The organism is Nocardioides zeae (assembly GCF_010686755.1).
GTDB classification, from domain to species: domain Bacteria; phylum Actinomycetota; class Actinomycetes; order Propionibacteriales; family Nocardioidaceae; genus Nocardioides; species Nocardioides zeae.
Genome location: NZ_JAAGXA010000006.1, coordinates 229,845 through 242,854, shown reverse-complemented (window position 1 = coordinate 242,854; position 13,010 = coordinate 229,845). Strand labels below are relative to the sequence as shown.

Sequence of the window (13,010 nt, the reverse complement as noted above, 5' to 3'; positions counted from 1 at the left end):
CCGCCTGGCGGTCACTTGTCCGCCAATGCATGCCCGTCACTGTGGTCGTCGTCATGCGCGCTGTCAAGGGCCGTACAGTGACCCGCGATGCGACCGACCGAAGGAGCGAGATGAGTCCCCGTGGCACCGGTCCGGACTTCATCGAGGCGCTCGCCCGCGGGCTCGACGTGATCAAGGCCTTCGACGCGGCGCGCCCCACCCTGTCCATGTCGGAGGTCGCCGCCCGCACCGGGCTGGCCCGCCCCACCGCGCGCCGGATCCTGCTGACCCTCGAGGAGCTGGGCTACGTGCGCGCCGGGGAGAGCGGCTACACGCTCACCCCGCGCGTGGTCGAGCTCGGCATGGCCTACGTCCACTCGACCGGGCTCTGGGAGCTCGCCCGCCCCCACATGGAGGACCTCGTCCGCCTGACGGGCGAGTCGTCCTCGGTCGGCCAGCTGGACGGCTCCGACATCGTGTACGTCGCGCGCGTGGCCGTCCCCAAGATCATCGCGCTCGCCGTGACCATCGGCACCCGCTTCCCGGCCACGTCCACGTCGCTCGGCAAGGTCATGCTGGCCGACCTGGACCCCCAGCAGGTGGACGAGGTGCTCGCCGAGCCCAGCCGTTCCGGGGTCACCGTGCAGCGCACGCCCGGTCCCGCGGACCTGCACCGCGAGCTCGCCGAGATCCGTGAGCGGGGGTGGTGCCTCACCGACCAGGCGCTCGCCGCGGGCGTGCGCTCCGTGGCCACGGCCATCCGCGGCGCCGACGGCCGCACCCTGGCGGCGCTCAACGTCACCGTGCACGCTGCCGAGACGACGGTCGAGACCCTCGTCGAGGAGCACCTCCCCCACCTGCTCGCCACGGCCGCGGCCATCAGCGACGACATCGCGCGCCGGGCAGCCATCCCCTCGGTGCAGACGACCTGAGAGACGCAGAAGGCCCCGCACCAGTGGTGCGGGGCCTTCTCGATCGGTACGCCATCAGGGACTCGAACCCCGAACCCGCTGATTAAGAGTCAGCTGCTCTGCCAATTGAGCTAATGGCGCGCGGTGAAGCGGGTGCAACATTAGCAGCGAGTGACGCCCCAGAAAAATCGAGGCTCAGATCGAGGCCAGGACCGCCTGGGCGGCGTTGTGTCCGCCGAGCCCGGAGACCGCTCCGCCGCGGCGCGCGCCGGAGCCGCACAGGAGCACGCCGTCGTGCGCCGTCTCGACCCCCCACGCCGCCGCCGGTGCGTCGAGCGCGGCGCGCGCGGGCGCCCAGGGCCACTCGAGGTCGCCGTGGAAGATGTGGCCGCCGGGCATCTGGAGGTCGGCCTCGACGTCGAGCGGGGTCTTCGCCTCGATGCACGGCTTGCCGTCCGCGTCCCGGGCGACGACGGAGGCGATCGGGTCGAGGAGCACCTCGTCGAGGGAGGCGATGGCCCGCTCGACGGCGACCTTCGCGAACCCGGGGTCACCGGCGAAGAGCCCCGCCGGCGTGTGGAGCCCGAAGTAGGTGAGCGTGTGCGCCCCGGTGCCGGCCAGCGGGCCCAGGATCGACGGGTCCGTGAGGGAGTGGCAGTAGACCTCGCCCGGCATCCGCGTCGGCACCCGGCCGGCGACCGCGTCGGCGTGGGCCACCTCGAGCTCGGCCGCGCCCTCGGCCAGGTGCAGCGTGCCCGCGAACGCCACCGCGGGGTCCACGCCCGAGCGCAGGCGCGGCAGGCGGTCGAGGAGGAGGTTGATCTTCAGCTGCGACCCCTGGGGCTTCACCACGCCGTCGAGCGGGTCGCCGACGAGCCCGGCCAGCGTCCACGGCGCGACGCCCGACAGCACGAAGCGCGCACCGACCGTGTGCGTCCCCTCGGCGTCGACGAACGTGACCTCGGCCCCCGACCCTCCGGCCCCCGCGCCGGCGGAGGCGGCGTGCACGCGGCGTACGTCGGCGTGCGTCAGCACCTCGGCTCCCGCGCCCACGGCGGAGGAGAGCAGCGCGTCGGTGACCGCCCCCATGCCGCCGACCGGCACGCGCCACTCCCCCGTGCCGTTGCCGACGAGGTGGTAGAGGAAGCAGCGGTTCTGCACCAGCGACGGGCTGTGGAGCGAGGCGAACGTGCCGATGAGCCCGTCCGTGGCGACGACGCCCCGCACGAGGTCGTCCGCGAACCGCCGCTCCACGGCCTCCCCCAGCGGGCGCTCCACGACGTCCCGCCAGATCGTCGCGGGGACCCGCGCGGCCAGGTCGTCCACCCGGGGCAGGGGCTGCGTCAAGGTCGGCGCGACGACCCGTGCCAGCTCCTCCACCTCGCCGTAGAACGCCGTCCAGGCCTCGTACGCGTCGTCCGAGCCCGTCAGCGCCGCGAACGACTGACGCGTGGCCGGACCCTCGGGCCGCTCGACCAGGAGCCCGCCGTCGACGCCGTCGCGTCGGTAGGGCGAGTACGACGCGGTCGAGCGCGACACGAGACGCAGGTCGAGCCCGAGGTCGCTGACGACCTGCTCCGGCAGGAGGCTCACGAGGTAGGAGTAGCGGGAGAGCCGCACCGGCACACCGGGGAACGCCTCGGCGGACACGGCGGCGCCGCCGGTGCGTCCGAGACGCTCCAGCACCGCGACCGACAGGCCGCGGCGGGCGAGGTAGGCCGCGGCCACCAGGCCGTTGTGACCGCCACCCACCACGACGACGTCGTACTCACGCCGCCCGAGCCGGGGCGACCGGGTCTCCGTGCTCTCGTCCATGTCGGCCACCCTAGGGCGCGGCCCTCCAGGACCGGACAGAGCGGCGTTCCCCTGCCAAGCCCCGCCGTTGGGGTGAGAATGTGCGGCAACGAGGGGCCGGCGATGCCGGCCCGGCAGGGAGGACGCGTGAGCAGCACCAGCGAGACGGGCACCGCCCGTCCCGGGACGGGCGACCCGTTCACGGGCCTCCGCCTCCCGGCGTCGCTGCTCCTCGTGGTGCTCGGGCTCGGGTTCACCGCGACCTACTGGGGCGAGTCCTGGGTGGTGGCGTTCACCCAGTGGCCGGTCGGCCTGGTGACGGTCGCGGTCATCGTGGCGCCCCGCCGCTGGGCGCCGGTGCCGATCGTGCTCGGCGGCCTCGTCGGCTGGTGGACGATGTCGTTGTCCGAGGTCCGCCCCCTCACCGCTGTCGGCTTCGGGGTCAGCGTGGCGGCACAGGCGCTCGTGGGATCGGTCGTGCTGCGTTGGCGGGGGCGTGGACGGCCGTGGCTGCGGAGCCAGGGCGACCTGGCCCGCTGGCTCGTCGCCGGCACCCTCGGGCCGCTGCTGGGCGTGCTCGCGCTCGCCGGCTTCGTCGCCGCCGCCGGCGTGCAACCCGGGCCCAGCCGGTCGATGCTGGTCGTGCTCGCCACCGCGTTCTCCCAGCTGCTGCTGGTGCTCCCGTTCCTGCGCCTCGACCGGGCCACCCTCCGGGTGACCGACCCGGAACGCTGGGCCCAGTGGATCGCGGTGCTCCTGGCGACCAGCGCGGTCTTCACGCTGCAGGACGAGGTCGCGTGGGCGTTCACGCTCGTGCCGCTCCTGGCGTGGGGCGCGCTCCGCCTGACGCTGACGGACATGATCGCGCAGCTGTTCGTGGTCTCCGTCGCGGTCCTGACCTTCGCCTCCCTGGGGGTCGGCCCCTACAGCGTCTCCCTGCGCGAGGGCACGGCGGTGCACGACAGCACGGTGCTGCACCTGTTCCTCGTGAGCGCGGTGCTCCTCGTGGTGCCGTACACCCTCGTGGCGCAGCTGTTCCGCGAGCGCTCCGCGGAGGCGCACCGCGAGCGCGAGCTCGTGGGCCGGATCATGGACTCGGCCACGCGGACCGCCATCATCGGCACCGACCGCGACGGGCGCATCACGCTGTTCAACGTGGGCGCCGAGCTGCTGCTGGGGTACGACGCACGCGAGATGCTGGGGCAGACCCCGGCCTCGTTCGTCCCGAGGTCGGAGCTGCACGCGCAGGCGGAGGCCGTCGGCACCGCGCCCGAGTTCCACCGGATCGCCCGCGCCCTCACGAAGCGCTCGAGCGAGCCGCGCGACTGGCGCATGCGCCGCAGGTCCGGGGAGATGCGCACCCACTCGCTCACCATCACGCGCATGCACGACCAGCGCGGCGAGGTCGTCGGCTACGTCTGCACGTCCGAGGACGTCACCGCGCGGGTGCAGCGCCAGGACGCGCTCCTGGCGGCCCTGCTCAGCGAGCGCGAGGCCGTCGAGCGCCTCGAGCAGGCCGACCGCATGAAGGACGCCCTCGTCTCGACCGTCAGCCACGAGCTGCGGACCCCGCTCACGAGCGTGCTCGGCTACGCCACGATGCTCGCCGACGGCGACCTCGGGGACCTCCCGCCGCTGGTGGCGCAGACCCTCGACCGCATCATCAACAACGGCGAGCGCCTCCGCTCGCTCGTGGAGGACCTCCTCGTGCTCTCGCGCGTCAACGCCGGGCAGCTCGACCTCGCCAGCGAGCCGCTCGACCTGCGGGACGTCGTGCGCTCGGCGTACGACGTCGTGGCCCCCCAGCTCGAGACGCGCGCGCTCGACGTGCGCGTGACGCTGGGTGAGAGCAAGGCCCTCGTCGAAGGCGACGCGGGGATGCTCGAGCGCGTCGTGCTCAACCTGCTGACGAACGCCCTCAAGTTCACCCCCGACGGCGGACAGGTGGACGTCTCCGTCAAGCTCGAGGCGGAGGAGGCGGTGCTCGAGGTCAGCGACACCGGCCTCGGCATCCCCCTGGAGGAGCAGGACCAGCTGTTCACCCAGTTCTTCCGCTCGTCGATCGCGAAGCGCGAGGCGATCCAGGGCACCGGCCTCGGGCTCTCCATCGCGCACGCGATCATCGAGCAGCACGGTGGCGTCATCGGCGCCACGTCGGAGCCCTCGATCGGCTCGACGTTCCTCGTCGTGCTCCCCCGGCTGGGCGTCGGCGCGCGGTAGCGCCGGGACGGAGCCCGACCTGCAGGGACCCTCGGAAATGACGAACGCGCGAGGCCCGAGGGCCTCGCGCGTTCCATGGGGTGAGTAACGGGACTCGAACCCGCGACATCCGCCACCACAAGGCGGCGCTCTACCAGCTGAGCTATACCCACCACGACCGCGTGCGCGACTCTCATCGCGACGGGCCGGGCAGAAGTGTACCGGGTCTCAGGGGGTGCTCTGACCACCCGGGTCAGATCCGGTCTCCGGGTCCCCGATACCGGTCAGTGCGCCGCCGTGGCGGCGGGCGATCTCGCCGGCCTGCGCCGAGCTCGGACCGGGGGACGGGACGAAGACGGCCTCGCGGTAGTAGCGCAGCTCCTCGATGCTCTCCTGGATGTCGGCGAGCGCGCGGTGGTTGCCGCGCTTCTTCGGCGCCTGGTAGTAGGCCCGCGGGAACCAGCGGCGCGACAGCTCCTTGATGGAGGAGACGTCGACGATGCGGTAGTGGAGGAAGCCCTCGAGCTCCGTCATGTCCCGCGCGAGGAAGGAGCGGTCCGTGGCCACCGTGTTGCCGGCGAGCGGCGGGCGGCTGCCGTCCGGGCAGTGGTTCTTCACGTAGGCGAGCACCTCGGCCTCTGCCTCGGCGAGGGTCATGCCGGTGTCGAGCTGCGCGAGCAGGCCCGACTTCTCGTGCATGTCGCGCACGAAGTCGCCCATCTGCGCCAGCGCCTCCGGCTCGGGCTTGATGATGAGGTCCACCCCGTCGCCCAGCACGTTCAGCTCGAAGTCGGTGACGAGCGCGGCCACCTCGATGAGCGCGTCCGCACCCAGGTCGAGGCCCGTCATCTCGCAGTCGATCCACACCAGTCGGTCCGTCACGACGTCGCAGCCTACGCCCCGCCCGCGCCCCCGCCCGCGCCCCCGCCCGCGCCCCCGCCCGCGCCCCCGCCCGCGCCCCTGCCCGCGCCCCCGCACGTGCCCGGCGCGGGACGGCCCGCGCCCGGCACCGGCTCAGGATGGATTAAGGAACCCTGCCTAGCCTCAGGAGCCAGCAACGATCCCGAGCTCCCCGACGAAGTGAGGCGTGGACGCATGGCCCAGGCGCCCGGCAGGCCCGACGGACCGAAGCAGAGCCGGGCGGAGGTCGCGGCCCGTGCCCAGCGCGAGGCGCAGCGCAAGGAGCGCCTCCGCGAGTGGCTGATCGTCGGCGGGGTCGTCGTCGCCGTGGCCGTGGTCATCATCGGTGTGCTCGTGTTCACCGGCGGTGACGACGACGGCGGCGCGGAGGCCGACGCTCCCGGCGTGGGACGCAGCACCGACCCCTCCGACGCTCCCTCCGACGACGCGGGGTCGGCGACGGCCCCCGGCAGCGGCGACAGCGTCAACCTGACGGGCGAGGTCACCTCCGACTACGGGTTCGCGTTCGGCGACCCGGGCGCCGAGCACCGCGTGGTGATCTACGAGGACTTCCTCTGCCCGTTCTGCGGCGCCCTCGAGGCGGCGAGCAGCGACCAGCTGACCCAGCTCGTCGACTCCGGCGACATCGTCGTCGAGTACCGCGTCTTCGACCTCCTCGGCCGCATCAGCGACTACTCCCTGCGCTCGGCCAACGCGATGGCGGTCGTCATGGACGCCGCCGGGCCGGACGCCGCGAAGACGTTCCACGACCTCCTCTACGACCAGCAGCCCTCCGAGAGCGGCCCGTTCCCCGACGATGACTGGCTCGTCGACCAGGCCGTCGTCGCCGGGGCCGACGAGGACGCCGTGCGCCCCGGCATCGAGGACCTCGCGTTCGAGGACTGGGTCGAGGAGGCCGGCACCGCCGCCGCCGACAACGGCGTGCAGGGCACCCCGACCGTGCTCGTCGACGGCCAGCAGGTGGGTGGCGCGAGCATCGACGAGATCACCCAGAACATCCTGGCCCAGGTCTCCTGACCGTCCCTTCGGGGCGGGGTTGGTGGTGGCCTCGCACCGCCCCCTCCCCGTGTAACGCGGTGTTATGGCTACTGGAGAAGCGGTCGACCACTGCTCCAGTAGCCCGGACACCGCGTTACACGGAGGGCGGACAGGAGAAGGCGCCGACGTCAGGCGGGGTCCGTGACGTCGGCGACGACCGCGTCGTACGCCGCGAGCAGGGCCTCCGCCTCCACCGTCAGCCCGACGCCGTGGTCGCCACCGCCGATGGAGATCGTGCCGGTGACCCGGCTGTCGGCGACGACGGGCCAGGGGCCGTGCGGTCCGGGTGCGGCTCCGAACGGCGTGATGGTGCCCCGGGCGTAGCCGGTGGCGCGCTGCGCGTCGGCGGCCGACGGCATGGAGAGCCGCGAGACGCCGAGCAGGGCGCGCAGCCGCGGCCAGCTGATCGTGCGGTCCCCCGGCACCAGCACCAGGAGGTGGTCGTCGTCCCCGCGCCGCACCACCAGCGTCTTGACGAGGCGGTCCGGCGCGACGCCGCGGGCCGCGGCCGCCTCCTCCAGCGATGCGACCGGACCGTGCCGCGTCACCGTGACGGGTACGCCGAGGGCTCGCGCGGCCGCGACCGCTCGCTCCTCGCTCACGCGGGGTCCCCGTCGTCCGCCGGGCCCGTCCACCCCAGCGCGGGCGCCAGGCGTTCCGCGATGTCGGTGAGGATCTGCACGTAGTCCTCGTGGTCGAAGGTGAAGGGCAGCGCGACGACGACCTCGTCGACGGCCTGGAAGCCCGCGTGCGCCCGGAGCTGCTCGGCGAGCTGCTCGGAGGGCCCGACGAGGTCGGGGGCGAAGAGCATCCGGGCCGGCCCCTGGGGCTCCGCGGTGCGGGGCAGTCGCTCCGCGGCGTACTGCTCGTAGCGCCGCCGCTGGTCGGCGGACGCGCTGTCGGTCGGCACGACCACCAGCCCCTGCGACAGCCGCGCCGCGCCGGGGTCGGGGTGGGCGGCCAGGAACGCATCCATCTGGGCGCGCTGCGCCCGCGCGAAGTCGACGGGCTCCCCCGGGTCGCCCTCGTGCTTCACGACGTTGCTGCTCAGCAGCCCCAGGCCCTGCCGCCCCGCCCACGTGGCGGACCGGACCGAGCCGGCGCCGTACCAGACCCGGTCGGCGAGACCGGGCGCGTGCGGCTGCACGCGCTCGGAGAACACCTCGATCCCCTGCTGGCCGCTGAACGTGCTCGCCGGCTCGCCGCGGAGGTGCCGCAGCAGGCGCTCGACCCGTGCGTAGGAGAAGTCCTCCACGTCGGCGGTGTCGGGGTAGAGCGCGCCGCGCACGTGCTCCCACTGCATCGGCGGACCGACGCTGACGCCGGGCTGGAGCCGCCCGCCGGACAGGACGTCGACGGTGGCCAGGTCCTCGGCCAGGCGCAGCGGGTTCTCCCAGCCCAGGGGGATGACCGCCGTACCGAGGTCGATGCGGCGGGTGCGCTGGCTGGCGGCAGCCAGGAACGTGAGCGGCGAGGAGATGCCGTGCTGCAGGTGCCGGTGGCGCACGTAGGCACTGTCGAACCCGAGCCGTTCGCCGAGCTCGATGATGCGGAGCGTCGCCTCGTGGCCGGCGCGGGGCTCGTCGGGGTCGAACAGCCCGATGGTGAGGAAGCCGAGACGGCGCAGCGGTCGTGTCATCGCAGGGTCGACCCCGGCTCAGCGCACGGCGTCGAGGGCCGCGTACTCCTCGTCGCTCAGCTCGATGGCCGCTGCCGCGACGTTCGTCTCGAGGTGCGCCACGGTCTTCGTGCCGGGGATCGGCAGCACGACGGGCGAGCGGCGCAGCAGCCAGGCGAGGGCCAGCTGCGACGGCTCGGCCCCGTGGTCGCGGGAGGACTGCGCCAGCGGGCCGTCGGCCCCGGCGAGCTCGCCGGTCGCGAGCGGGAACCACGGGATGAACCCGATGCCCTCCGCGTCGCAGTAGTCGAGCAGCGGCTCCGCGTCGCGCTTCACCAGGTTGAAGAGGTTCTGCACCGTCGCGATCTCGGCGACCTCGCGGGCCTCCTGCAGCTGACCGAGGGAGACCTCGGAGAGCCCGATGTGGCGCACCTTGCCCTCCTCCTGCAGCTTCTTCAGCTCGCCCACCTGGTCCTCGAGCGGGAAGGCCGGGTCCACGCGGTGGAGCTGGAACAGGTCGATGGCCTCGACGCCGAGGCGGCGGAGGCTGAGCTCCGCCTGCTGGCGCAGGTACGCCGGGTGGCCGACCGGCACCCACTGCGCCGGGCCGGTGCGCACCAGGCCGGCCTTGGTGGCGATGACGAGGTCGTCGGCGTAGGGCCGCAGAGCCTCGGCGATGAGCTCCTCGGAGACGGTCGGGCCGTAGGAGTCGGCGGTGTCGATGAAGGTCACGCCCAGCTCGACGGCCCGGCGGAGCACGGCGATCGCGCCCTCCCGGTCGTCGGGCCAGCCCCAGACCCCCTCGCCGGTGATCTGCATGGCGCCGTAGCCCAGGCGGACGACGGGGAGCTCGCCCCCGATGCGGAAGTGGCCGGACGCTGCTGCGGAGACGTGGTCGCTCATGACCTCCAGCGTCCCACCGGGGTCAACCCGCGGCCGGTCCCGGCCGCTGCTCCGTCTCCACCACCCGCTGCTCGGCGAGGTCGGCCAGGACGCCGGCGGTCGTGGCGTGCACGTCGAGCCCCTCGGGCTCCCCGAAGCGCTCCACCAGGCCGGCGGTGACGACGGTGGCGGCGACCCAGCCGTCCTCGGCGGTCCGCTCGGCGTCGAGGATCTCGAGCACCGCCGTGGCGAGCGCCGACAGCACGACGACGGTGGCGCCCACCATCACGGCGGAGTCCTCGCCCTCGACGTACCAGTCCGCCACCGGCGCCCGCCGCACCCGCAGCCCGCTCACGACAGCCACTCCTCGAGGAGGGGGGCGAGGCTGGCGGACTCGCGGTAGCGCACGCGCCGCAGCCCGCCGCCCTGCTCGATCGTCGCGGCCAGGGCGTGGAGGGGCCGTTCGATGCGGGTGAGGTACGACGTCTGGCCCGCCAGGGTCGCCAGCGCGGTGACCGTGGGCTCGGGCACGACCTCCGGCTCGTCGGGACCCGCCGCGTCGCGCTCGAGCAGGACGACCGCAGCGAGCCGGGGACCGTCCGGCGCCGGCGCGAGCCCGCAGGCTGCGGGCGCGAGCTGGTCCTTGATCGGCTCCCCGGGCACCGGGATCACGGAGAGCGGCTTGGGGTAGGGCAGCAACCGGCCGCGCGCGTCGATGCCGGCGGTCTCGTCGGTCAGGTAGCCGAACGTCGTGCCGAGGGTGCGGGCGAGCGTCGTCTTGCCCGTGCCCGACGGTGCCACGAGCACCGCCGTGCGACCCGTCGCCGGGTGGGCGAGGGCGCAGGCGTGGAGCATCATGAGCGCCCCCGCGCGGCTCTCGATGAGGCGGAGGGTGACCGCCGGCGACAGCTGGTGCATCACGTCGGCGAGCGACGTGCCGGCCACCGCACCCGCCGCGACGGCCGCGTGCCGGTCGGCGGGATCGGCGTCGGGCGCGTCGAGCACGACGTCGAGCGTGCCGGCGTCGACGACGTCACCGGCGCCGCCGGGTGCGGGCGCCGGCACGAGGCACCGCTCCCAGGCCGCACGGACCGTGTCGACCAGCGCGGCCCGCTCCGTGCCGCGGAGCCGCAGCGTCACGACCGCACCCAGGCCGTGCACGGGGACGAGCGTGCCCTCGCCGGGCTCCGCGGTCATGGCACCATCACCCCGTGCGCATCGACGACACGACCACGCTCACCCGCAACCCGTCGGCCCTCGGCACCAGCACCGGGGACACGATGGTGCTGCTCGACGAGCGCGGCGAGTACCTCGAGCTCAACCCCGTCGGCGTGTCGGTGTGGGAGAGCCTCGAGCGGCCGATGACGCTCGGCGCACTGGTGCTCCTCCTGGCCACCGAGTACGGCGCGGCCGCCGCCCAGGTGCGCGGCGACGTGCTGCCCTTCCTCGGCGAGCTGGCCGAGCGCGGGCTGGTGCTGCTGACCTGAGGCGCGCCGGGTCGCAGCCCTCACGCCTCCCCTGCCTGGGCGGCGAGCTGCTCCTCGACGAGCACCGCCACGAGCGGAGCGAGGACGTCGACGGCCGCGGCGATCTGGTCGGCCGCCTCGCGGTGGCGCGCCGCGTCCCGTCCCATCGGGTCCGGCACGTCGAGGTCGTTCCGCGCGACCGCGCCGCGGCGGGCCGAGAGGGCGCGCATCGCACGCCGCACGTCGGGCAGCACCTGCACGTGCTGCGCCTCCTGCTCGACGACGAGTGCGAGCTCCTTGAGCGTGAAGGTGCGGTGCAGCACCGCGGGGGTGATGCCCACGACCTGCTTGCGCACCTCCGTGGTCGCCGTCAGCACGAGGTCGGACCCCACCAGCATCGCGTCCGTGACCGAGCGGGCGACGAACCCCTCGGCCGACCCGCCGAGGCGCTCGAGCTCGGCGGCGGCGTCCGGCTCCATGGCCCGACCCTCCAGCGCTCCCGTGCCGGCGCTCGTCACCTCCACGAGACCGGCGGCGACCTCGTCGGCCAGCGCGAGTCGGAGCAGACGTTCACCAAGAGGCGAACGACACACGTTGCCGACGCATACGATGAGGATCCTCACGGGCCCAGGCTCCCACGAGACGGTGGGGTCACGAAGCCGAAGTCCCGGTTCCGTGAGGTGCGAGACCCTCCCGATGGAAGGACCCCATGTCCCTCAGCGACTACCTGCGTGCGCTGCGCAACCACTGGCTCGGCGCCGGGGTCATCGTCGTCGCGTGCCTCGTCCTGGCCCTGGCCTACTCGCTGAGCCAGCCGGCGGTGTACGCCGCGAACGCGACCGGGCTCGTCACCTCCGCCAACCCCGATCCCTCGATCGCGGGGCAGTCGGTGGCCGACTCGCTGGCGAAGTCGCAGGCGAAGTCGTTCGTCGAGGTGGCCACCAGCCGCCCGGTCGCGGAGCGGGCCATCACGACCCTCGGGCTGGACGTGTCGCCGCAGGCGCTCATCGGCCGCATCTCGGTCGAGCAGCCCGTCGACACCTCCCTCATCCGCATCACGGCCCAGGCCGGTGAGCCGCAGGCGGCCCGGGACCTCGCGGACGCGTGGGTGCAGGCGCTGGCCGACGAGATCGACGAGATCCAGAACCCGGACGGCGTCGCCGCGAGCACCGGTCTCGTCGTGCGTCCGGTCGAGGGCGCTGCTCTGCCCAGCACCCCCGTCTCCCCGGTGCCGGCCCGCGACGGCGGCATCGGCCTCGTCCTGGGCCTCCTCCTCGGCGTCGCGTACGCCGCGGTCCGCTCCCAGCTCGACCGTCGCCTCCGCACGGCGCAGGAGATCGAGAAGAAGTTCGGCGTGGCCGTCATCGGCGCCATCCCGGCCACCAAGGCGCTCGAGCACGCCCGGGGGGAGGCGGCCGACCTGGCGGTGACGGAGACGGAGCAGAACTCTGCCTTCATCGCGGGCGAGGCCTTCCGCAAGCTACGCACCAACCTGTCGTACATGGACATCGACAACCCGCCGCGCATCATCGTCGTCACCAGCTCCCGGCAGTCGGACGGCAAGTCGACGGTGTCCACCAACCTCGCCGCCGCCATCGCGACGTCGGGCCAGCCGGTCATCCTCGTCGACGCCGACCTGCGTCGTCCCGTCGTCGCGCCCACCCTCGGTCTCGTCGAGGGCGCGGGCCTCACGGACGTGCTCATCGGGCGCGCCGAGCTCGACGACGTGCTCCAGGACCACCCCGACGTGCCCGGGTTCCAGGTGCTCGCCGCCGGCGGCGTGCCCCCCAACCCGAGCGAGATGCTCGGCTCGCAGTCGATGCGCAACCTGCTCAAGCAGATGGCGGAGTCGGCGCTGGTGGTGCTCGACGCCCCGCCCCTGCTGCCCGTCACCGACGCCGCCGTGCTCTCGACCGTCGCGGACGGCGCGATCGTCGTGGTGTCCTACGGCAGCACCGTCGACACCGAGCTCGAGACGTCGCTGGGCAACCTCACGGCGGTGCGCGGCCGCGTGCTGGGCGTGGTCTTCAACCGCGTGCCGCGGCGCAACTCGGCCGGGGGCTACTACTACGGCGGCTACTACCGCGAGGAGCCCGCCACGGACGGCGGCAAGGACGGCGCGAAGGTCCGCAGCCGGAAGGCACGGGAGTCCCGGCCCGACGGCAGGGCGAGCCGGTGGTGGCGCCGCAGCTGACGGCGGCG

Annotated in this window: 13 protein-coding genes and 2 tRNA genes; 5 read left to right on the top strand and 10 right to left on the bottom strand. The window is 73.9% G+C overall.

Annotated features, from left to right (window positions below; all coding sequences use genetic code 11):
* Positions 1 to 110: 110 nt before the first annotated feature.
* Positions 111 to 911, top strand: coding sequence for an IclR family transcriptional regulator domain-containing protein (locus G3T38_RS10835; protein ID WP_163772301.1), 801 nt, complete (start codon positions 111 to 113; stop codon positions 909 to 911).
* A gap of 47 nt (positions 912 to 958) precedes the next feature.
* On the opposite strand, the gene G3T38_RS10830 is transcribed toward G3T38_RS10835, so the two are convergent.
* Positions 959 to 1,031, bottom strand: a tRNA-Lys gene (locus G3T38_RS10830).
* Positions 1,032 to 1,085: 54 nt separating this feature from the next.
* Positions 1,086 to 2,705, bottom strand: a complete 1,620-nt coding sequence (locus tag G3T38_RS10825; RefSeq protein WP_163772300.1) for a phytoene desaturase family protein — start codon at positions 2,703 to 2,705, stop codon at positions 1,086 to 1,088.
* Positions 2,706 to 2,831: 126 nt separating this feature from the next.
* On the opposite strand from G3T38_RS10825, the gene G3T38_RS22645 reads away from it, so the two are divergent.
* On the top strand, positions 2,832 to 4,904 hold the full coding sequence (locus G3T38_RS22645) for an ATP-binding protein (protein WP_163772299.1): 2,073 nt from the start codon (positions 2,832 to 2,834) through the stop codon (positions 4,902 to 4,904).
* A gap of 76 nt (positions 4,905 to 4,980) precedes the next feature.
* On the opposite strand, the gene G3T38_RS10815 is transcribed toward G3T38_RS22645, so the two are convergent.
* Together G3T38_RS10815 and orn are read right to left on the bottom strand one after the other, a co-directional pair.
* Positions 4,981 to 5,056, bottom strand: a tRNA-His gene (locus G3T38_RS10815).
* A gap of 55 nt (positions 5,057 to 5,111) precedes the next feature.
* The gene (orn, locus tag G3T38_RS10810) at positions 5,112 to 5,765 is read right to left on the bottom strand and encodes an oligoribonuclease (RefSeq protein WP_163772298.1); all 654 of its coding nucleotides are present in this window, start codon (positions 5,763 to 5,765) and stop codon (positions 5,112 to 5,114) included.
* Between the two features lie 213 nt (positions 5,766 to 5,978).
* On the opposite strand from orn, the gene G3T38_RS10805 reads away from it, so the two are divergent.
* Positions 5,979 to 6,821 (top strand): DsbA family protein, encoded by an 843-nt coding sequence (locus G3T38_RS10805; RefSeq protein WP_163772297.1) that lies wholly within the window; start codon positions 5,979 to 5,981, stop codon positions 6,819 to 6,821.
* A 149-nt stretch (positions 6,822 to 6,970) separates the two neighbouring features.
* On the opposite strand, the gene G3T38_RS10800 is transcribed toward G3T38_RS10805, so the two are convergent.
* The 5 genes from G3T38_RS10800 to G3T38_RS10780 are packed head-to-tail and all read right to left on the bottom strand — an operon-like array spanning position 6,971 to position 10,539.
* Entirely contained in the window at positions 6,971 to 7,444 is a 474-nt protein-coding gene (locus tag G3T38_RS10800) for a YbaK/EbsC family protein (protein ID WP_163772296.1), read from the bottom strand.
* Positions 7,441 to 8,481: an LLM class flavin-dependent oxidoreductase gene (locus tag G3T38_RS10795; RefSeq protein ID WP_163772295.1), complete on the bottom strand. Its 1,041-nt coding sequence runs from the start codon at positions 8,479 to 8,481 to the stop codon at positions 7,441 to 7,443. Before G3T38_RS10795 ends, G3T38_RS10800 begins: the two co-directional genes overlap by 4 nt.
* An 18-nt stretch (positions 8,482 to 8,499) precedes the next feature.
* The gene (locus G3T38_RS10790; protein WP_163772294.1) at positions 8,500 to 9,363 is read right to left on the bottom strand and encodes an aldo/keto reductase; all 864 of its coding nucleotides are present in this window, start codon (positions 9,361 to 9,363) and stop codon (positions 8,500 to 8,502) included.
* Between the two features lie 22 nt (positions 9,364 to 9,385).
* The gene (locus G3T38_RS10785) at positions 9,386 to 9,697 is read right to left on the bottom strand and encodes a hypothetical protein (RefSeq protein WP_163772293.1); all 312 of its coding nucleotides are present in this window, start codon (positions 9,695 to 9,697) and stop codon (positions 9,386 to 9,388) included.
* Positions 9,694 to 10,539 (bottom strand): hypothetical protein, encoded by an 846-nt coding sequence (locus G3T38_RS10780; RefSeq protein WP_163772292.1) that lies wholly within the window; start codon positions 10,537 to 10,539, stop codon positions 9,694 to 9,696. Before G3T38_RS10780 ends, G3T38_RS10785 begins: the two co-directional genes overlap by 4 nt.
* A 14-nt stretch (positions 10,540 to 10,553) precedes the next feature.
* Between G3T38_RS10780 and G3T38_RS10775 the strand changes: the two genes are divergently transcribed.
* Positions 10,554 to 10,829: a PqqD family peptide modification chaperone gene (locus G3T38_RS10775; protein ID WP_163772291.1), complete on the top strand. Its 276-nt coding sequence runs from the start codon at positions 10,554 to 10,556 to the stop codon at positions 10,827 to 10,829.
* Positions 10,830 to 10,849: 20 nt separating this feature from the next.
* Here the strand turns inward: G3T38_RS10775 and G3T38_RS10770 are convergent, their stop codons facing one another.
* Entirely contained in the window at positions 10,850 to 11,431 is a 582-nt protein-coding gene (locus G3T38_RS10770) for an arsenate reductase/protein-tyrosine-phosphatase family protein (protein ID WP_163772290.1), read from the bottom strand.
* A gap of 86 nt (positions 11,432 to 11,517) precedes the next feature.
* On the opposite strand from G3T38_RS10770, the gene G3T38_RS10765 reads away from it, so the two are divergent.
* Positions 11,518 to 13,002, top strand: a complete 1,485-nt coding sequence (locus G3T38_RS10765; protein ID WP_163772289.1) for a tyrosine-protein kinase domain-containing protein — start codon at positions 11,518 to 11,520, stop codon at positions 13,000 to 13,002.
* Positions 13,003 to 13,010 lie beyond the last annotated feature (8 nt).